The 18,364-nt window shown below is 74.3% G+C and carries 17 protein-coding genes and 1 pseudogene; 10 read left to right on the top strand and 8 right to left on the bottom strand.

The genetic code is table 11. The features are described 5' to 3' along the window. Positions 1–95 precede the first annotated feature (95 nt). From DKT69_RS08115 to ahcY, 6 genes are all read left to right on the top strand, one after another. The gene (locus DKT69_RS08115) at positions 96–1,094 is read left to right on the top strand and encodes a hypothetical protein (protein ID WP_109800963.1); all 999 of its coding nucleotides are present in this window, start codon (positions 96–98) and stop codon (positions 1,092–1,094) included. 185 nt (positions 1,095–1,279) lie between these two features. Further along, positions 1,280–1,492, top strand: coding sequence for a Trm112 family protein (locus DKT69_RS08110; RefSeq protein WP_109800959.1), 213 nt, complete (start codon positions 1,280–1,282; stop codon positions 1,490–1,492). Next, the gene (locus tag DKT69_RS08105; RefSeq protein WP_109800958.1) at positions 1,489–2,685 is read left to right on the top strand and encodes an SIS domain-containing protein; all 1,197 of its coding nucleotides are present in this window, start codon (positions 1,489–1,491) and stop codon (positions 2,683–2,685) included. The genes DKT69_RS08110 and DKT69_RS08105 overlap by 4 nt, the downstream gene beginning before the upstream one ends. Next, the gene (locus tag DKT69_RS08100; RefSeq protein WP_109800957.1) at positions 2,682–3,683 is read left to right on the top strand and encodes a cation diffusion facilitator family transporter; all 1,002 of its coding nucleotides are present in this window, start codon (positions 2,682–2,684) and stop codon (positions 3,681–3,683) included. The genes DKT69_RS08105 and DKT69_RS08100 overlap by 4 nt, the downstream gene beginning before the upstream one ends. A gap of 2 nt (positions 3,684–3,685) precedes the next feature. Continuing rightward, positions 3,686–4,837, top strand: coding sequence for a mannose-6-phosphate isomerase, class I (gene manA / locus DKT69_RS08095; protein ID WP_109800956.1), 1,152 nt, complete (start codon positions 3,686–3,688; stop codon positions 4,835–4,837). Positions 4,838–5,118: 281 nt separating this feature from the next. Further along, positions 5,119–6,618 carry an adenosylhomocysteinase gene (gene ahcY, locus DKT69_RS08090; RefSeq protein ID WP_109800955.1) on the top strand — a complete coding sequence of 500 codons (1,500 nt, stop codon included), beginning with the start codon at positions 5,119–5,121 and terminating at the stop codon, positions 6,616–6,618. Positions 6,619–7,164: 546 nt separating this feature from the next. Here ahcY and DKT69_RS38875 read toward each other — a convergent pair. The 3 genes from DKT69_RS38875 to DKT69_RS08080 are packed head-to-tail and all read right to left on the bottom strand — an operon-like array spanning position 7,165 to position 8,655. Next, the gene (locus DKT69_RS38875) at positions 7,165–7,317 is read right to left on the bottom strand and encodes a hypothetical protein (protein ID WP_201749536.1); all 153 of its coding nucleotides are present in this window, start codon (positions 7,315–7,317) and stop codon (positions 7,165–7,167) included. 22 nt (positions 7,318–7,339) lie between these two features. After that, positions 7,340–8,209 (bottom strand): tetratricopeptide repeat protein, encoded by an 870-nt coding sequence (locus tag DKT69_RS08085; protein ID WP_109800954.1) that lies wholly within the window; start codon positions 8,207–8,209, stop codon positions 7,340–7,342. Next, positions 8,206–8,655: a hypothetical protein gene (locus DKT69_RS08080; RefSeq protein WP_109800953.1), complete on the bottom strand. Its 450-nt coding sequence runs from the start codon at positions 8,653–8,655 to the stop codon at positions 8,206–8,208. Before DKT69_RS08080 ends, DKT69_RS08085 begins: the two co-directional genes overlap by 4 nt. Before the next feature lie 171 nt (positions 8,656–8,826). Here DKT69_RS08080 and efeU point away from each other — a divergent pair. The 3 genes and pseudogenes from efeU to efeB form a co-directional block, all read left to right on the top strand. Further along, a pseudogene (gene efeU, locus DKT69_RS08075) lies at positions 8,827–9,567 on the top strand (iron uptake transporter permease EfeU); the annotation flags it as partial. A gap of 108 nt (positions 9,568–9,675) precedes the next feature. Then, a complete protein-coding gene (gene efeO / locus DKT69_RS08070; protein ID WP_109800962.1) occupies positions 9,676–10,812 on the top strand; it encodes an iron uptake system protein EfeO in 1,137 nt (378 codons plus the stop codon). After that, a complete protein-coding gene (gene efeB / locus DKT69_RS08065) occupies positions 10,809–12,161 on the top strand; it encodes an iron uptake transporter deferrochelatase/peroxidase subunit (protein WP_438361815.1) in 1,353 nt (450 codons plus the stop codon). Before efeO ends, efeB begins: the two co-directional genes overlap by 4 nt. Before the next feature lie 48 nt (positions 12,162–12,209). Here efeB and DKT69_RS08060 read toward each other — a convergent pair whose 3' ends face one another. Then, entirely contained in the window at positions 12,210–13,211 is a 1,002-nt protein-coding gene (locus DKT69_RS08060) for an RDD family protein (RefSeq protein WP_236647394.1), read from the bottom strand. Positions 13,212–13,252: 41 nt separating this feature from the next. On the opposite strand from DKT69_RS08060, the gene DKT69_RS08055 reads away from it, so the two are divergent. Beyond that, the gene (locus DKT69_RS08055; protein WP_109800951.1) at positions 13,253–14,254 is read left to right on the top strand and encodes a stage II sporulation protein M; all 1,002 of its coding nucleotides are present in this window, start codon (positions 13,253–13,255) and stop codon (positions 14,252–14,254) included. Here the strand turns inward: DKT69_RS08055 and DKT69_RS08050 are convergent. From DKT69_RS08050 to DKT69_RS40825, 4 genes are all read right to left on the bottom strand, one after another. Beyond that, positions 14,221–15,531, bottom strand: a complete 1,311-nt coding sequence (locus DKT69_RS08050) for a DUF58 domain-containing protein (RefSeq protein ID WP_109800950.1) — start codon at positions 15,529–15,531, stop codon at positions 14,221–14,223. The genes DKT69_RS08055 and DKT69_RS08050 overlap by 34 nt on opposite strands. Continuing rightward, positions 15,528–16,517, bottom strand: a complete 990-nt coding sequence (locus DKT69_RS08045; RefSeq protein ID WP_109800949.1) for an AAA family ATPase — start codon at positions 16,515–16,517, stop codon at positions 15,528–15,530. The genes DKT69_RS08050 and DKT69_RS08045 overlap by 4 nt, the downstream gene beginning before the upstream one ends. Further along, entirely contained in the window at positions 16,514–17,908 is a 1,395-nt protein-coding gene (locus tag DKT69_RS08040) for a DUF4350 domain-containing protein (protein WP_109800948.1), read from the bottom strand. The genes DKT69_RS08045 and DKT69_RS08040 overlap by 4 nt, the downstream gene beginning before the upstream one ends. Next, positions 17,905–18,364: DUF4129 domain-containing protein (locus DKT69_RS40825; RefSeq protein ID WP_109800960.1), on the bottom strand; the 460-nt coding region annotated here is incomplete at its 5' end. The genes DKT69_RS40825 and DKT69_RS08040, both read right to left, overlap by 4 nt.

The following is an 18,364-nucleotide window of genomic DNA, read 5'->3' as shown; positions in this document are numbered from 1 at the left end:
CAGCACAGGCGGGGTGCTCAATGAGCGGGGAGCATCCCGGCCCGGTAGTAACCTGACCCGCGGGTCCCGTCGGGGCGAGGAACGGTGAGGTGGACATGTCGGTTCGGCGGCACGCGATGCGGCTGGCGACGGTCGGCGCGCTGCTGGGCGGCCTGGTGACCGTCGGCGCGTCCCCGGCACTCGCCGAGGGCGACCGGGTGGAGGTGCATTCGGCGGGCAGCTTCACCGTCGGTGGATCGCCCGGCACGGTGGCGGTCGAGGTGCGCAAGCGCACCGACGGGTGCGTCCTGCTGCGGACCGGGCTCGGCCTGCGGCTCGACGGCGTCCGGGCCGACCAGGTCCAGGTGCAGGTCAACACCGGTGGGCAGTGGCAGGCGGTGGCGGTCGGCGGTGGCGGCGGCACGGTCGGCACGGCCCGGACCTCGCCGGCCAACCCGACCCTCTGCAAGGGCAAGAGCATCACGGTCCGCTACCGGGTCGCCTTCCTGGCCGGCGCGCCCGGCGGTCGGCTGACCGTGGTGGGCGAGGCGGCGGCTGCGTCCGGCCGGCTGCTCGGCCGGGCTGCCGACTCGGCCCGGGTGGTGGGTGCGGCGGCCGCGACGCCCTCCCCGACGCCGTCGCGGAAGCCGTCGCCGAGCCCCAGTCCGACACCGACCGAGCCGCCGAGCGCGGCCGACACCGCGTCCGCCGTGGCCGCCGCCGTCGATCCGGCCGCCGGGCAGCACAGCGCCGCCGCTGACGAGTCCTCCGGAGGTTCCCCGATCATGTTCTTCGGCATCGCGCTGGTGCTCGTCGGCATCGCCCTCATCGTGCTGCTGGTCCGCCGCAACCGGGCGGAGAAAACCGACCCGCAGCCCGCCGGCTACCCGGAGGTCCCGCTGCCGCGCAACCCCGGCGGCACCACCTACGGCACCCCCGGCGGCCAGGTGTACGGGCAGCAGCCACCCGCCCCCGGCGTCTACGGCGGCACGCCGGCGCCCCGCCCCACCGGCGGTGTCTACGGCGGTCCGGTCGCCGGGCAGCAGCCCGGCGGCGAGCCGCCGGCGCCGGCCGGCGGCGACGCCACGACCGTCATGCCCCGCCTGCCCGGCTGAGCCGGGACGCGGCCGCCGAGCCCCGGCTACGCTCAGTCGTGATGACCGTGTGGTGAGGAGCGGAGCGCCGGGCGGCGGATGATCTGGTTCCGTGGCGCGGTGTCCGGCCGGGTTCGCCGATAAGATCGCGTGCGCCGGTCGGCACCGCCGACCGGTGAGACCGCATACGTGGAAGGAGCCGCGCCGTGGCCCTGGACCCGCAGTTGCTCGAGATTCTCGCCTGCCCGGACACGCACCACGCCCCCCTCGACTACGACGCCCAGGCCCAGACGCTGACCTGCACCGAGTGCGGTCGGATCTTCGAGGTTCGCGACGACGTGCCGGTGCTGCTGCTGGACGAGGCGCGTGGCGGGCCAACGGCGGACGACGCGCGCGGTGGCTCCGCGCCACAGCGGTGATGGAGGGTACGGCCGGGGTCAGTGGCCGCCGGCACGCCGACGAGTCGCTGCTGGACAACCCGGACGCGCTCGCCGAGCACGACCCGGGCGGCATGCTCCGGTTCACCGCCTCGGCCGGTGCCCAGGTGCGGGAGTCGGCCGCGCTGGCCGCCGAGGCCAACCTGAGCCTGCTCGCCGACGAGGGGCGGCCGCGGGCGGTCGTCATCGCCGGCATCGGCACCGCCGGGCGTACCGGTGACGTGCTGGCCACCGTCGCCGGGCCACGCTGTCCGGTGCCGGTCATCCCGCACCGCAGCGCCGGGGTGCCCGGCTGGGTGGGCGCGGCGGACGTGGTCATCGCGGTCAGCGCCTCCGGCCGCAGCCCCGAGGCGCTGGGCGCCGCCGAGGCCGCGCACCGGCGTGGGGCGCGCCTGGTCGCCGTCGGCGCGCCGGACTCCCAGTTGCAGTCGGTGGCCGAGCGGGCCCGGGCCCCGTTCATCCCGGTGCCCCGGCGGGCCCCGGCCCGGGCCAGTCTCTGGGCGCTCACCGTGCCGGTTCTGCTCGCCGCCCGTACGCTCGGGCTGGTGAAGGTCAACGAGGCGGACCTGGCCGAGACCGCGGCCCGGCTGGACGCGGACGCCGACCGGTGCCGTCCCACCGCCGAGTCCTTCGTCAACCCGGCGAAGTCCCTGGCCCTGGCCCTGGCCGGCTCGATCCCAATCGTCTGGGGCTCGTCCCCGCTGGCCACCGTGGCCGCCCGCCGGTTCGGCGACACCCTGTCGGCCAACGCCCGCTACCCGGTGGTCACCGGGGCGCTCGGCGAGGCCGGTCGCGGTCGCGTCGGCCTGCTCGACGGCGTCTTCGGCGGCCTGGTCGAGGGGGAGCGGGACATCTTCGCCGACCCGGCCGAGACCGACCCCGACGCCACCCGGCTGCGGCTAGTGCTGCTGCGCGACGGCGGGCTCAACGCTGACGACGACAGCGACGAGCCGCTCGCAGTCGAGGAGCGTCGGGCCGACGCGGTGCACGCCCTCGCCGAGCGGCGCGGCGTGCGCTGCGACGTGATCACCGCCGAGGGCGGCTCGGCGCTGGAACGGCTCGCCTCGCTGATGGCGGTGCCGGACTTCGCCTCGGTCTACCTCGCCCTGGCCCACGGGCTGGACCCGATGGCCGTCCCGGCCATCACGGAGATGAAGGAGCTGGCAAACCAGTGAGCGCAAATGGCGGGACGAAGGCGATCGTCGCCGCCCTGCTGGCCAACATCGGCATCGCCGTCACCAAGTTCATCGCCTGGATCCTGACCGGCTCCTCGTCGATGCTGGCCGAGTCGATCCACTCGGTCGCCGACTCGGGCAACCAGGGCCTGCTGCTGCTCGGCGGCCGCCGGGCCAAGCGGGAAGCGACCCCGGAGCACCCGTTCGGGTACGGCCGGGAGCGCTACATCTACGCGTTCATCGTCTCTATCGTGCTGTTCAGTGTCGGTGGCCTGTTCGCCCTCTACGAGGCGTACCACAAGGCGCAGCACCCGGAGCCGATCACCAGCTGGCAGTGGGTGCCGGTGACCGTCCTGGTGATCGCGATCGGGATGGAGGCGTTCTCCTTCCGTACCGCCATCAAGGAGTCCAACCACATCCGGGGCAACCAGTCGTGGGTGCGGTTCATCCGCCGGGCCAAGGCCCCCGAGCTTCCCGTGGTGCTGCTGGAGGACTTCGGCGCGCTGATCGGTCTGGTCCTCGCACTCTTCGGCGTCGGGCTGACCCTGATCACCGGCGACGGCAGGTGGGACGCGGCCGGCACGGCCGCGATCGGGGTCCTGCTGGTCACCATCGCGATCGTGCTCGCCATCGAGACCAAGAGCCTGCTGCTCGGTGAGGGCGCCGAGCAGCACGACCTCGCGAAGATCGAGCAGGCCGTCACCGAGGGTCCGGAGGTCGAGCGGATCATCCACATGAAGACGCTCTACCTCGGCCCCGAGGAGCTGATGGTGGCCGCGAAGATCGCCGTCTCGCCGTGCGACAGCGCCGAGTCGCTGGCCCGGGGCATCAACGCCGTGGAGGCCCGGATCCGTACGGCCGTGCCGATCGCCCGGGTCATCTACCTGGAACCGGACATCTACAGCGCGGCCGCGGACGAGGCCGGCACCGGCGCCGCCTCGCACACCGCGGTGTCCCAGCCCGACACCGGCGAGCAGGCCGCCCATCCCGGGAGCTGAACGTGGAACTGCTGCAGGGTCGGATCCGGGACTACGCGTGGGGCTCCCGCACCGCCATCGCGGAGCTGCAGGGCCGCCCGGTGCCGAGCGAGGGGCCGGAGGCCGAGCTGTGGCTGGGCGCCCACCCGGGCGCCCCGGCCACCGTCGACCGGGACGGCGCCCCGGTCGACCTGACCGATCTGCTGGTCGCCGAGCCGGAGAGCTGGCTGGGTGAGCGGCTGGTCGGCCGGTTCGGCACCCGGCTGCCGTTCCTGCTCAAGGTGCTCGCGGCCGACGCCCCGCTGAGCCTGCAGGCCCACCCGGACGCCGAGCAGGCCCGGGCCGGGCACGCCGCCGACGTGGAACGGGTCAACTACGTCGACCCGTTCCACAAGCCGGAGCTGCTGGTCGCGCTCTCGCCGTTCGAGGCGCTGTGCGGTTTCCGCGACCCGGCGGAGTCGGCCGCGGCGATCGCCGCGTTCGGCGTACCCGTGCTGGAGCCGGTGGTGGCTGCGCTGCGCGCGGGGCCGGCGGGGCTGCGGGAGGCCGTACGTCTGCTGCTGAGCTGGCCGGAGGCGGAGCGCCCCGGGCTGGTGGCGGCCGTGCTCTCGGCGGAGGCCGGCGGTCCGGACGCCGTGCTGGCCCGCGCGTTGGCCGTCGACTACCCGGCCGACCCGGGGGTGCTGGTGGCGTTGCTGCTGCACCACGTCCGGCTGGCGCCAGGCGAGGCGATCTGGATGCCGGCCGGCAACCTGCACGCCTACCTGCGGGGCACCGGCGTGGAGATCATGGCGGCCAGCGACAACGTGCTGCGCGGCGGGTTGACGCCCAAGCGGGTCGACGTGGACGAGCTGTTGAAGGTGCTGCGCTTCGAGGTGCTCGACCAGCCGGTCGTCCCGCCGGTGGAGGTGGCGCCCGGGGTGGTGACCTGGCCGGTGCCGGTGGACGACTTCGCGCTGCACCGGGTGCTGGTGGACGCGGGCGCCCCGGAGGTGCGGCTGGCGTTGCCCGGGCCGCGGGTGGTGCTCTGCCGGGCCGGCAAGCTGCTGGTGGACGACGGGGTGGGCACGGTCACCCTCGGGCCGGGGCAGGCGGCGATCGGGACGGCGGCCGGCGGGCCGCTGGTCGTCGGCGGCGCGGGCGAGGCGTACGTCGCGACCTGCGGCCTGTGCTGATCCGCCCTCGCTTCCCGCTCGCCACAAGTCCGACTTTCCCGAAATAGCTTGACGCCGCCTTTGCTCAGTGTGACTCTATGGGTACGCAGCGTTGTCGCGACGAAGGTCCGGTAGCGCGCGGGGGAACCAAACCGGGGGGATGCACGGGGCGGCCGGCTGGTGGATGGAAAGTCCGTCCACGACCGACCGCCCCGTGCGCTGTCCGCGGACCGGGCCGTGCTCCATCCGCCCGCGAGCGTAAGGTGGAAGGCTGCGCAGCACATCGTTCGACAGGAGCTTCCATGACCAGCACCCTCCCGGCCGCCCCCAGCGGCGCGCCGTCCGAGGCCCGGCCGAGCACCCTCGCCGAGGGCGACTACAAGGTGGCGGATCTGTCGCTCGCCGAGTTCGGGCGCAAGGAGATCCAGCTCGCCGAGCACGAGATGCCCGGCCTCATGGCCATCCGGCGTGAGTTCGCCGAGGCGCAGCCGCTCGCCGGCGCCCGGATCACCGGCTCGCTGCACATGACCATCCAGACCGCCGTCCTGATCGAGACCCTGGTCGCGCTCGGCGCGCAGGTCCGCTGGGCGTCCTGCAACATCTTCTCCACCCAGGACCATGCCGCCGCGGCGATCGTGGTCGGCCCGAACGGCACCCCCGAGGCGCCGGCCGGCGTCCCGGTGTACGCCTGGAAGGGCGAGAGCCTGGACGAGTACTGGTGGTGCACCGAGCAGGTGCTCACCTGGCCCGACGGCCACGGCCCGAACATGATCCTCGACGACGGCGGTGACGCCACCCTGCTCGTCCACAAGGGCGTCGAGTTCGAGAAGGCCGGGGTCGTCCCGCCGGTCGAGTCCGCCGACTCCGAGGAGTACGCGGTCATCCTCAAGCTGCTGCACCGCTCGCTCGCCGAGGACGGTCAGCGCTGGACCCGGATCGCCGCCGGCATCAAGGGCGTCACCGAGGAGACCACCACCGGCGTGCACCGGCTGTACGAGATGCACCGCGCCGGCACCCTGCTCTTCCCGGCCATCAACGTCAACGACTCGGTGACCAAGAGCAAGTTCGACAACAAGTACGGCTGCCGCCACTCGCTGATCGACGGCATCAACCGGGCCACCGACGTGCTGATCGGCGGCAAGATGGCCGTCGTCATGGGCTACGGCGACGTGGGCAAGGGCTGCGCCGAGTCGCTGCGCGGCCAGGGCGCCCGGGTCGTGGTGACCGAGGTCGACCCGATCTGCGCGCTCCAGGCGGCGATGGACGGCTACCAGGTCGCCACCCTGGACGACGTGGTCGAGCAGGCGGACATCTTCATCACCGCCACCGGCTGCTTCAACGTCATCACCAACGACCACATGGCCCGGATGAAGCACCAGGCCATCGTCGGCAACATCGGTCACTTCGACAACGAGATCGACATGGCCGGTCTGGCCAAGCGTTCCGACGTCGAGCGGCTGAACATCAAGCCGCAGGTCGACCTCTGGAAGTTCGCCGACGGGCACGCGATCATCGTGCTCTCCGAGGGCCGTCTGCTGAACCTGGGCAACGCCACCGGCCACCCGAGCTTCGTCATGTCGAACTCGTTCGCCAACCAGACGATCGCCCAGATCGAGCTCTTCACCAAGACCGAGGAGTACCCGATCGGCGTCTACGTGCTCCCGAAGCACCTGGACGAGAAGGTCGCCCGGCTGCACCTGGGGGCGCTGGGCGCCAAGCTGAGCACCCTCACCAAGGAGCAGGCCGCCTACCTGGGCGTGTCGCCGGAGGGCCCTTTCAAGCCCGACCACTACCGCTACTGAGATGCGGGCCGATGCCCCGTCCTTTGGGGTTGGGTAAAGGCCCGCGCGGGACGGCCGCCAAGGCCCGAGCGAGCGTGCCATTGACTGTGGTAACGTCTCGCCGGCCTGCGGCGATAACCAAGCCGGGACCTATCGCACCATCGTCGCCGCAGGGCTTGTGGAGACGTCAAACGCCTGTGGAGTGGACGTAAGACCGGGGAAATCTCCGGCGGATCGCAGTGAAGCAGGAACCCGCCCGGGCGTTGCATGCGCAGCGCGGAGGGAATCCCCGCCATTATGGCGGTGGAGGAAGTCAATGATCGACACCCCGGAACCGGGCCGGCCGCACGCGCGGCCGGCTCGTTCCGTCTTCGCGTCCTGCAGGTCGCAACCTGCCGGCTGCCGGGTAGGGCCGGCGTGGCGGGGATGACGGACATGGTGTCCTCGTCAGCGATATGCCTGACAGGCATAAGCAAATATGACTCTCAGTCATATCGCTCCTGACTGTCATGCTCGCCGGCAGTGGCGTCCGGTGCCGAAGGGCGGCATGCCCCGGGCCGGGCCGCGTCAGCTCGGACCGCGGCGGGTGGGACGGATCCAGGTCCACACGCACCAGGCGAGCCAGGCCAGCGAGACGGCGGTGGCCAGTGGGCGCATCCGTAGGGCGCTGAGCAGCATCACCAGGGCCAGGACACCGAGCCAGGGCAGCAGGCCCTTCACGGCCGCCGCCCCGCGCGGCCGGTCATGACCGCCACCGGCCGCGGACCAGGCGGCGGACCAGGGGCGGGGCGATCCAGGACCAGAGGCTGTAGAGCAGCCAGGCGAGCGCCACGACGAGCGCGGGGACGTAGAGCTTGGCCAGGTTGAGCACGGCGATGCTGCCCACCGCGATCAGCCACATGCGGATGCCCAGCCGGTAGAGCGGGCGCAGCGGGAGCAGCAGCGGATGGGTGTACACCCGGGTCTCCCAGGCCGCCTCGGCGTAGTCCGGGTCGTCCGGGTCGTGCGCGACCGCCCGGCCGAAGGAGCGGTGCGCGTCGCCGATCCGGCCGCGCTCCACGGCGATCCCGCCGTGCAAGGCCAGTGCCACCGGGTGCTCCGGGTAGCGGCCGAGGAACTCCCGGGTCACCCGCTCGGCCGCCCGGTCGTGGCCGCCGGCGTACGCGAGCTGGATGCGGCTGGCGTAGACGGCCGGGTGCTCGGGCGCCAGCTCGGCGGCACGGGCGAGCAGGCGGCTCGCCTTGTCGGTCTGGCCGACCGTGACGCAGAGGTCGGCGTACTGGCAGAGCAGCCACGGGTCCTGCGGTTCGAGCGCCAGCGCGTCGAGCAGCGCCCGCTCGGCCGGGGCGAAGGCGCCCTGGCTCCGGAGCGCCAGGCCCAGCCGGCCGAGCAGCTCGGCGTCCGGACCGACCTCGGCCAGCCCCTGCCGGGCCACCTCGGCCACCTCGTCCCAGCGGTCCAGCGTGCTGAGCGCCACCGCCCGCAGCCGGTACACGTGCGGATCGGTGGCCACCGGGCCGGGTAGCCGGGCCAGCTCCTCCAGCGCCTGCTCGGGCCGGTTCATCTCGAGCAGGCCGACCACCCGGGCGAGCTGGTCCGCCGGCGCCGTCACCGGACCGCCGCCGCGAGGACGATGAGGACCGCCTCGACGATGCCGAGGCCCAGCGCCGCCGCGATCCCGGGCAGCACCAGCGAGGCGGCCTGGCCGCCGCGCATCTCGTACGTGCGGAACCGGCCCTTCTGCGTCAGGTTGGCCACCGACCAGACCAGCACGCCGGACAGGGCCCCGACCAGCCGGGCCGGCCCGGAGGTGTGGCCGTCGAGCAGCACCACGGTGATGGCCAGCCGGGCGACCAGGGCGGCCAGTCCGGTGCCGACGATCGCCAGGACGGCCCCGACGGGCAGTCTGAGCCGGCGGGCGTTGACCAGGGCCAGCACGGTGGCCGCGAGTGCCCCGCCGAAGACGGCGGGATAGACCAGCGAGCCGGGCCGCCAGGGCGGGCGTCCCTCGGCGTACGCGGCGGGGGTGATGGTGGGGGTGAAGAGGTCGTCGGCCACGGTCGTCCTGTCTGAGGGGCTGGGCCGGATCCTGCCACAGCCGGTCATCCGTTGGATGCCCGCTGGACAGGGTGACGTTGCCATGAACGACTTGACGGCGGGGTCGGATCAGTAGGAAGGTATGGCTGCCCTAAGTTAACTGAGGCGTGCCTAACTGATCACGGAGTACCGATGTTCGCCACGTACCTGATCGGCCTGCGGGAAGGCCTGGAAGCAACCCTGGTGGTCAGCATCCTGGTCGCGTTCCTCGTGAAGTCGCAGCGACGGGACAGGCTGCCGCAGGTCTGGGTCGGCGTCGGCTCGGCCGTGGTGCTGTCGGTCTTCTTCGGCTGGCTGATCGAGTACACGTCGACCTCGCTGCTGGCCCGCTCCGAGGACCGCGAGCTGTTCGAGGCGATCACCTCGGTCGCGGCCGTGGTCTTCGTGACCTGGATGATCTTCTGGATGCGCAAGGCCGCCCGGACCATCGCCGGTGAGCTGCGCGGCAAACTCACCGAGGCGCTCGCGGTCGGCTCCCTCGCGGTGGCCGGCATGTCCTTCCTCGCGGTGATCCGGGAGGGGCTGGAGACCGCCCTCATCTTCTATTCGGCCGCGCAGAGCGCCGCCGGTGGCGCCGGACGTGGACCGCTGCTCGCGCTGCTCGGCGGCATCGCCACCGCCGTGGTGATCGGCTTCCTGCTCTACCGCAGCGCCCTGAAGATCAACCTGAGCAAGTTCTTCACCTGGACCGGCGCGCTGCTCATCCTGGTCGCCGCCGGCATCCTCAAGTACGGCGTGCACGACTTCCAGGAGGCCGGCGTGCTGCCCGGCCTGAACAACCTGGCCTTCGACATCACCTCGGTGCTCGACCCCAGCACCTGGTACGCGGCGCTGCTCGGTGGCATGTTCAACATCACCGCCACGCCGAGCGTGCTGGAGATGGTCGCCTGGGTGGCCTACGCGGTGCCGGTGCTGGTGCTCTTCCTCCGCAAGCCGGCCAGCGCGCCTGATCCGCCTTCCTTACAAGGAGAGACAGTCCTGATGCGTACCACCCGCTTCGTCGTGCTCGCCGCCTCCGGCGTGCTCGCCATCACCGGCGTCACCGCCTGCGGCTCCGACACCGACGGTAAGTCGGCCGCCAAGGCCGGCAACGCGGTGAAGGTCAAGGCCACCGATACCGCCTGCGAGATGGACGTCACCGAGCTGACCGCCGGTCAGGCCACCTTCTCGGTGACCAACTCGGGCAGCAAGGTCAACGAGTTCTACGTCTACGCCGCCGGTGACCGGGTGATGGGCGAGGTGGAGAACATCGCCCCCGGGCTGAGCCGCGAGCTGCGCGTCGAGCTGCCCGCCGGGACGTACGAGACGGCCTGCAAGCCCGGGATGAGCGGCCGGGGCATCCGCGCCGCGCTGAAGGTCAGCGGCACCGCCGCTACCGTCGCCCCGGACGCCGCGCTGAGCCAGGCCACCGCCAGCTACCAGCGGTACGTGCAGAGCCAGACCGGCGCGCTGCTGACCAAGACCGAGGAGTTCGTGGCCGCGGTCAAGGCCGGCGACGTGGCGAAGGCCAAGGCGCTGTTCCCGGTGGCCCGCACCTACTGGGAGCGGATCGAGCCGGTCGCGGAGATCTTCGGCGACCTCGACCCGAAGATCGACGGCCGCGAGGAGGTCGTCGAGGAGGGCATGCCGTTCACCGGCTTCCACCGGATCGAGAAGGATCTCTGGACCACCGGTGACATCAGCAAGGACGGTCCGATCGCCGACCAGCTGCTCACCGACGTCAAGGAGATCGTGGCCAAGGCGAACGCCGAGAAGCTCACCCCGCTCCAGCTCGCCAACGGCGCCAAGGAACTCCTCGACGAGGTGGCCAGCGGCAAGATCACCGGCGAGGAGGACCGCTACTCGCACACCGACCTCTGGGACTTCAGCGCCAACGTGGAGGGCTCGAAGGCGGCCATCGCCGCGCTGCGCCCGGCGCTGGAGCAGCGCTCGCCCGAGCTGGTCAAGCAGCTCGACACCGAGTTCGCCAACGTCGAGACCGCGCTCGGCAAGCACCGCGCGGGCGACGGCTGGAAGCTGCACACCGCGCTCAGCAAGACCGAGCTGAAGGAACTGTCCGACAGCATCAACGCCCTGGCCGAGCCGATCAGCAAGGTCGCCGCGGTCGTCGCCCGCTGACGACCAACCCCGGAGGTGCAGCGATGAGCGAGCAGAACACCGCAGGCGAGACGCAGGCGTCCGCCGACCCGCCGCGCGGGACGGCCCTGTCCCGGCGCCGGGCCATCACCCTGGCCGGCGTCGGGGTCGCCGGAGTGGCCGGCGTCGCCGTCGGCGCGGGCGCGCTGGTCCGCGACTCGGACCGCGCGGGGGCGGACGAGGGCGTCGCCGCCGGTGCGGTGCCGTTCCTCGGCGAGCACCAGGCCGGCATCACCACCCCGGCCCAGGACCGGCTGCACTTCGTCGCGTTCGACGTGATCACCAAGGACCGGGCCCGGCTCGTCTCGCTGCTGCAGGAGTGGACGGCCGCCGCCGCCCGGATGACCGCCGGGAAGGACGCCGGGCTGATCGGCGCGGTCGACGGCATGCCGGAGGCGCCGCCGGACGACACCGGCGAGGCCCTCGGGCTGCCGCCGTCGCAGCTCACCCTCACCATCGGCTTCGGCCCGGCGCTCTTCCGCGACGCGCAGGGCAAGGACCGGTTCGGCATCGCCGACCGGCGACCGCCCGCGCTGGCCGACCTGCAGCACTTCGCCGGGGACGCGCTGCGTCCCGAGATCTCCGGCGGCGACATCTGCGTCCAGGCCTGCGCCAACGACCCGCAGGTGGCGGTGCACGCCATCCGCAACCTGGCCCGGATCGGCATGGGCGTGGTCAGCGTCCGCTGGTCGCAGCTCGGCTTCGGGCGTACCTCGTCGACCTCGCGGGACCAGGCCACCCCGCGCAACCTGTTCGGCTTCAAGGACGGCACCGCCAACCTCAAGGCCGAGGACGCGGGCCTGCTCCGCGACCACCTCTGGGCCCAGCCCGGCGACGGGCCGGACTGGATGGCCGGCGGGTCGTACCTGGTCACCCGCAAGATCCGCATGTTGATCGAGACCTGGGACCGCACCCCGTTGGCCGAGCAGGAACAGATCGTCGGCCGGACCAAGGGCCGCGGCGCGCCGCTCGGCAAGGGCGCGGAGTTCGACGAGCCGGACTTCGCCACGAAGGGCGACGACGGGGAGCCGGTGATCGCCGAGACCGCGCACGTCCGGCTCGCCCACCCGACCCAGAACGACGGCGCCCGCCTGCTGCGCCGCGGCTACAACTTCGTGGACGGCTCCGACGGGCTCGGCCGGCTCGACGCCGGCCTGTTCTTCATCGCCTACCAGCGGGACCCGCGCAAGCAGTTCGTGCCGATCCAGACCCGGCTGTCCCGGCACGACGCGATGAACGAGTACCTGCGGCACGTCTCCAGCGCCGTGTTCGCCTGCCCGCCGGGCGTCCGCGACGCCGCCGACCACTGGGGACGGGCGCTCTTCGCGTGACGCCGCCGGCCCGGTCCGAGCCGCCGGAACACGCCGTCCAGGGCGGCGTCAGCCGGCCGGCTGCTCGGCGTCGACCGGGGCGGGCTGTCCGCGTACCGGATCGGGCTGGGTGGGGACGGCGAGCGCCGGCGCGGCGGGCCGCAACGCGGTCGTGGCCGGCGCCGGCACGGCGGCCGGCACGGCGGCCGGCGACGCGGTCAGCTCGGGCCAGAGCGCCGCGGTGACCCCGCGGCTACGCCGCAGCCGGTCCACCGCCCGGCGGTGCCGCTCGCCGAGCACCGCGGCCAGGTAGACCGATTCCGGCGCGGCCCACGGCGGCGGCGGGGAGATCACGGCGGCCATCTCGGCCCACAGCGCGCGGCCCAGCCGGGCCCGCTCCGGCTCCACCAGCTGGTGCACCCGGCCCAGGTACTGCCGGGCGGCCAGGGCCAGCCCGTCGTCCAACCGGGTCAGGTCCAGGGTGTGCGCCCAGCCGAGCAGCGCCGGGACGGCCAGCGGGACCGGCCGCCACACCGCGGCGCCCCGGGTGTGGACCACCATCGTGCCGGCCACCAGGTCGCCGAGCCGCCGCCCGCGCGGGTCGGACAGCATCACCGTCACGCTCGCCACCCAGCTCAGCAGCGGCAGCACCAGCCCCGGCCACTCCACCGCGACGCCCACCAGGGCCCGGGTCAGCGACTGGCCGACCCCGACCGGACCGCCGTCGGCGCGGACCACCCGCAGGCCCACCGCGAATTTGCCGACCGTCCGGCCGCCGGCGAACCGTTCCATCAGCACCGGGTAGCCGACCAGCACGACGACCAGCAGCACCGTCTGCAGCGCACCCGTCAGGGCGGCGTCGACGATCGCGGCGGGCAGGGAGAGCAGCAGCGCGGCGAGGCCCGACACCAGCGTCAACGCCACGACCACCTGGGTCAGCAGGTCGATGAGCAGGGCGAGCACCCGGGAGCCGAGCCGGGCCGCCCGGACGTCCAGCTCCACCGCCTCGCCGCTGACCAGGCCCGCGTCGGCCCACCGGCCCGTGGCCCGTGCGGCAGGTTGCGCTCTCACCCGGACAGTGAACACTATGGGCGCCGGACGGGGGAGGACGAGTGGATCTCGACGCGTACGTGGCGGAGCACGGCGCCGAGTGGCGGCGGCTGGAACAGCTCTCCGGCCGGCGGCGGCTCGACGCCGCTGAAGTCGACGAGCTGGTCGCGCTCTACCAGCGGGCCGCCACCCACCTCTCGGTGCTGCGCAGCCGCTCACCCGACCCGGCGCTGGTCAACCGCCTCTCCCACCTGGTGCTGGCGGCCCGGGCCCGGATCACCGGCCGGCCCCGGCCCTCCTGGGCGGCGGTCCGCCGGTTCCTGGTCGCCGACCTGCCGGCCGCCCTCTACCGGGCCTGGCCCTGGTGGTGCGGGGTGGCCACCGCGTTCAGCGCGCTCAGTGGGTTCCTCATCTGGTTCGTCGCCGGGCACCCGGACACCGCCGCCGCGTTCATCGGCGAGGACGCCGCCGCCGACCTGGTGGAGTCCGGCTTCGCCGGCTACTACACGGAGTTCGCCGCGCCCACCTTCGCCTTCCACCTGTGGACGCACAACGCCTGGATCGCCGCCCAGTGCCTCGCCTCCGGGGTGCTGGTGGTGCCGGTGTTCTACCTGCTCTGGCAGAACGCGCTGAACGTCGGCGTGGTCGGCGGGGTGATGGTCTCCTACGGCCGGGGAGACGTCTTCTTCGGCCTGATCACCCCGCACGGGCTGCTGGAGCTGACCGGCATCTTCGTCGCCGCCGGGGTCGGCCTGCGGACCGGATGGGCGTGGATCGCGCCGCCGGCCCACCTCAGCCGGGGTCGGGCGGTCGCCGCGGCGGGCCGCTCCGCCATCGTGGTCGCCGTCGGCCTGGTCGGGCTCTTCGCCGTGTCGGCGCTGCTGGAGGCGTTCGTGACCCCGGCGCCCGCGCCGGTCGCCGTCCGCGTCGCGATCGGCGCCGCGGTCTGGCTGGCCTTCCTGGCGTACGCGCTGCTGCTCGGCCGGTACGCGGCCACCCGCCCGGCGCCGGTACCCGCCGAGGGCGCGGCTCAGAGTTGGCCGAGCGCCTTGAGCCGCAGGTAGGTGTCGGCGACCGTCGGGGCCAGCCGGTCGGCGGGGGCGTCCACGACGGTCACGCCGTGCCGGGCCAGGGCGGCGCGCACCCGGTCCCGTTCGGCCAGCGCCCGCCAGGCCGCCGCGGCGGCGTACGCGTCGTCCGGCCCGCGCGGCGGGTCGGTGGTGAGCCCGGTCAGCACCGGGTCGTGGGTCGCGGCGACCACCACCCGGTGGCGGGCGGCGAGCCGGGGCAGCACGGGCAGCAGCCCTTCGCCGAGCGCACCCGCCTCCAGCGCGGTGAAGAGCACCACCAGGCTGCGCTGGCGTTCCCGGCGCAGCACCTCACCGGCGATCAGCTCGAAGTCCGTCTCCACCAGCGCCGGCTGGAGCGGGGCGACCGCGTCGACCAGCCGGGGGAGCAGGGCCGGCCGGCCGCTGCCCTTGACCGTCGCCCGGACCGCCGCGTCGACCGCCAACAGGTCGACCCGGTCCCCGGCGCGGGCGGCCAGCGCGGTCAGCAACAGCGCCGCGTCGATCGCGGTGTCCAGCCGAGGCTCGTCGCCGACCCGTACGGCGGAGGTGCGGCCGGTGTCCAGGACGCAGACCAGCCGCCGGTCCCGCTCCGGCCGCCAGGTGCGGACCAGCACGTCGGAGCGGCGCGCGCTGGCCCGCCAGTCGATGGAGCGCACGTCGTCGCCGACCACGTACTCGCGCAGGGTGTCGAACTCGGTGCCCTGGCCGCGGCCCCGGGTGACCTGGATACCGTCGATGATCCGCAGCCGGGCCAGCTTCTCGGGCAGGTGCCGCCGGGAGTCGAAGCGGGGCAGCACCCGCAGGGTCCACGGTGGCGTGCCGGGGCGGCCGGCGCGCTGCCGGAAGGCCAGCCGCAGCGGCCCGAAGGAGCGAAGGGTGAGCACCGCCGCCGGCCGGTCGCCGCGCCGGGCCGGGGTGAGCCGGACGGGCAGCGCGGCGCTGTCGCCCGCCGCGACCCGCACCATCCGCTCCGGCGGTACGTCCGGTCGGGCACCGGCCGACGGCACCCAGGCGTCGCGCACCTGGGCGCGCAACGTACGGCCGGAGGTGTTGGCCAGGTGCAGCGTGACGGTGGCGCTACCGCCCAGCCGGACCGTCCGGTCGCCGGAGCGGGTGGCGCCGACGGCGTGCAGCGGCGCCGCCAGCGCCCAGTCGAGGGCGACGAGCAGCAGCACCAGGCCGGTCATCACCGCCACGCCCAGGAACGGCGCCGGCCAGGCCGGCAGGGTCAGCGCGCCCGCACCGAGCAGCAGCGCCGCCCGCCAGGTCATCGCGGCGTCGGCACGGTGGCGAGCACCGTGTCCAGCACCGCGTCGACACTCACGCCCTCCAGCTCGACCTCCGGGCGCAGCCGGAGCCGGTGCCGCAGGGTGGGGCGGGCGACCGCCTTGACGTCGTCGGGGACGACGTGGTCGCGGCCGGCCAGCCAGGACCACGCCTTCGCCGTGTTGAGCAGGGCGGTGGCGCCGCGCGGCGAGGCGCCCAGCTCCAGCGCCGGAGTGTTCCGGGTGGCCCGGCACAGGTCCACGAGGTAGCCGAAGAGCGGCTCGGCCACGTGCACCCGGCCGACCGCCTCCCGGGCGGCGGCCAGGTCGGCAATGGTGGCCACCGGGCGTACGCCGGCCGCGCGCAGGTCCCGCGGGTCGAAGCCGGCGTGGTGCGCGCGGAGCACGCCCAGCTCCTCGTCCCGGCTGGGCAGCGGCACGGTGAGCTTGAGCAGGAACCGGTCGAGCTGGGCCTCGGGCAGGGGATAGGTGCCCTCGTACTCGATCGGGTTCTGGGTGGCCGCGACGATGAACGGGTCCGGCAGCGGCCGCCGCTCGCCCTCGACGGAGACCTGCCGCTCCTCCATCACCTCCAGCAGTGCCGACTGGGTCTTCGGCGGGGTGCGGTTGATCTCGTCGGCGAGCAGCAGGTTGGTGAAGACCGGACCCTCCCGGAAGGTGAACGCGGCGGTGTGCGGGTCGAAGATCAGCGACCCGGTCACGTCGCCGGGCATCAGGTCCGGGGTGAACTGGACCCGCTTGGACGCCAGGTCCAGCGCGGTGGCCACGGTGCGGATGAGCAGGGTCTTGGCCACCCCGGGCACGCCCTCCAGCAGCACGTGTCCGCGGCAGAGCAGGGCGATCACCAAACCGGTGACCACCGCGTCCTGCCCGACGACCGCCTTGGCCACCTCGGCCCGCAGCCGGTGCAGGGCCGCGCGGGCGTCGTGCTGCTCGCCGGCCGGCGCGGCGGTGGTAACGGGTCCGGTCACCGGGTATCTCCTTCGTTCGGATGGTCGGGTCGGGTGGCGACCGTACGGGTCAGCCGGTCCAGCTCGCGAGCCAGCTCCAGCAGCTCCCGGTCGGTGGCCGGCTCGTCGCCGTGGAGCAGGTCCGCCGCCCGGTCCGGGTCGAGGCCCGCGAGCGCGGCGACCCGGGCGGCCACCTCGTCCGATGGCGTGTCGGGCGGCAGGTTGAGCCGGGGCAGCAGGCGGTCCCGGGCGGCGGCGCGCAGCGTCTCGGCGGCCGGGCCGCGGGCGCCCGCGCGCCGGTAGAGCCGGGCCCGCCCGAGCACGGTCTCGGCGGAGCGGACGGTCACCGGCAGCGGCTCCGGCACGGGCGGGCCGAGTCGTCGGGCCCGCCAGAGCACCACCAGCAGGCCGGCGAGGGCGAGCTGGACGAGCAGCGCCCAGAACCAGACCGGGAAGGCGGCCCAGAGCGGGTTCTGCTGCGGCTGCCGGCCGTCCGCCCGGTCGTCCGCCCCGTCGTCGCCCTCCCGCTGCCCGCCGCCCGGCCGGTCGGCCCCCTGGCCCGGTCGGCCGCCGCTGCCCGGTTGGCCGTCACCGGTCGTCCCGGCGGAGCCGCCGGGCGAGGGCGACCAGGCGGGTGGGCCCTCGGTGCCGTCGCCGAAGGTCGGTGCGGGCGCCGGGCCGTCCAGGTCGAGCCAGACCAGCGGGCGGGGTCCGCCGAGCAGCCCGGTGGCCAGGGCCCGGTTGCCGTACTCGTCGATCCGGTCGTTGCGGAACGGGTCGCTGGCCCCGATCACCACCACCTCGGTACGCCAGGGCACCCGGACCAGCCCGCCGGCGTAGCAGCGGGTGGCCGACTGGCCGGCCGGGGCGGCGTACCGCTGCCGGTCGGCGGCGGCGGTCCCGGCGCGGGCCGCCTCGGGCAGGGCGCAGGGACGGTCGTCGGCGTCCGGGGAGGTGGCCCGCGTCGCCCAGCGGCGGTCGTCGGGCGTCAGCGGCAGGCCGAGCCCCGCCAGCACCCGGCGGGACGGGTCGACCAGCACCAGGCGACTGCCGGCGGGCAGGTCGTCCAGGGCGGTGACGGTGTCCGGGTGCACCAGATCCGGCGCCGGCACGAAGAGCGTGGCGGGACCCGGCCGGGCGGCCAGCAGCGCGCGCAGGGTGTCGGTTTCCCGGCGTACGGTCACCCCCTGCCCGCGCAGCGCCTCCGCCAGTCGGCTGCCCCCGTCGTCCCCGGTGGCGACCGGGGAGAGGAACCCCCGGTCGGCGGGGTCCGGCTGGTCGACGGCGTGGGCCACCAGGGTGGCCACGATCAGCAGCAGGGCCAGCCCGAGCGGGATCAGCATCCGGTGCCGGCGGCGGGCGCGGCGGTGCGGCGGCTGGACGGCGGGCGGCGCCGCCACGGTGGCGGTCACGGCCGGTCACCGCCCCCGGCGTCGGCGGTCAGCTCCCGGCGCAGGTCGGTGGCGAGTTCGCGCATCCGGTGGTCGTGCTCTGCGGTGGCCGGGCGCTGGGCGTACCAGAGGTCGGAGAAGATCGCTCCGGCGGCGTGCAGGACGGGGTGCACCCGGGGGCGGTTCCGGGCCGCCGCCGCGGTCAGCTCGGTGACGGTCATCCCGGGGCGCTGCTCGACCACCCGCCGGGCGACCAGTTCGCGGACCATGTCGCGCAGCCGCTCCCGGACCGACTCCGCGTACCGGCCCTCGGCGGCGAGCCGGTCGGCGAGCGAACCGGTTCGGACGGCGGCCGGTTCCGGCTCGGCGGCCCGGGGCGCGGGCACGGCGCGCGCCGGGGCGGTCCGCGCGGGCCGACGGCGCCGGCGGGGCAGCCGGAGTCGGGGCAGCCGGAGTCGGGGCGGTCGCCATCGGGGC

This window comes from Micromonospora sicca, from assembly GCF_003172935.1.
Classification (GTDB): domain Bacteria; phylum Actinomycetota; class Actinomycetes; order Mycobacteriales; family Micromonosporaceae; genus Micromonospora; species Micromonospora sicca.
This window is presented reverse-complemented; position numbering and strand designations above follow the sequence as displayed.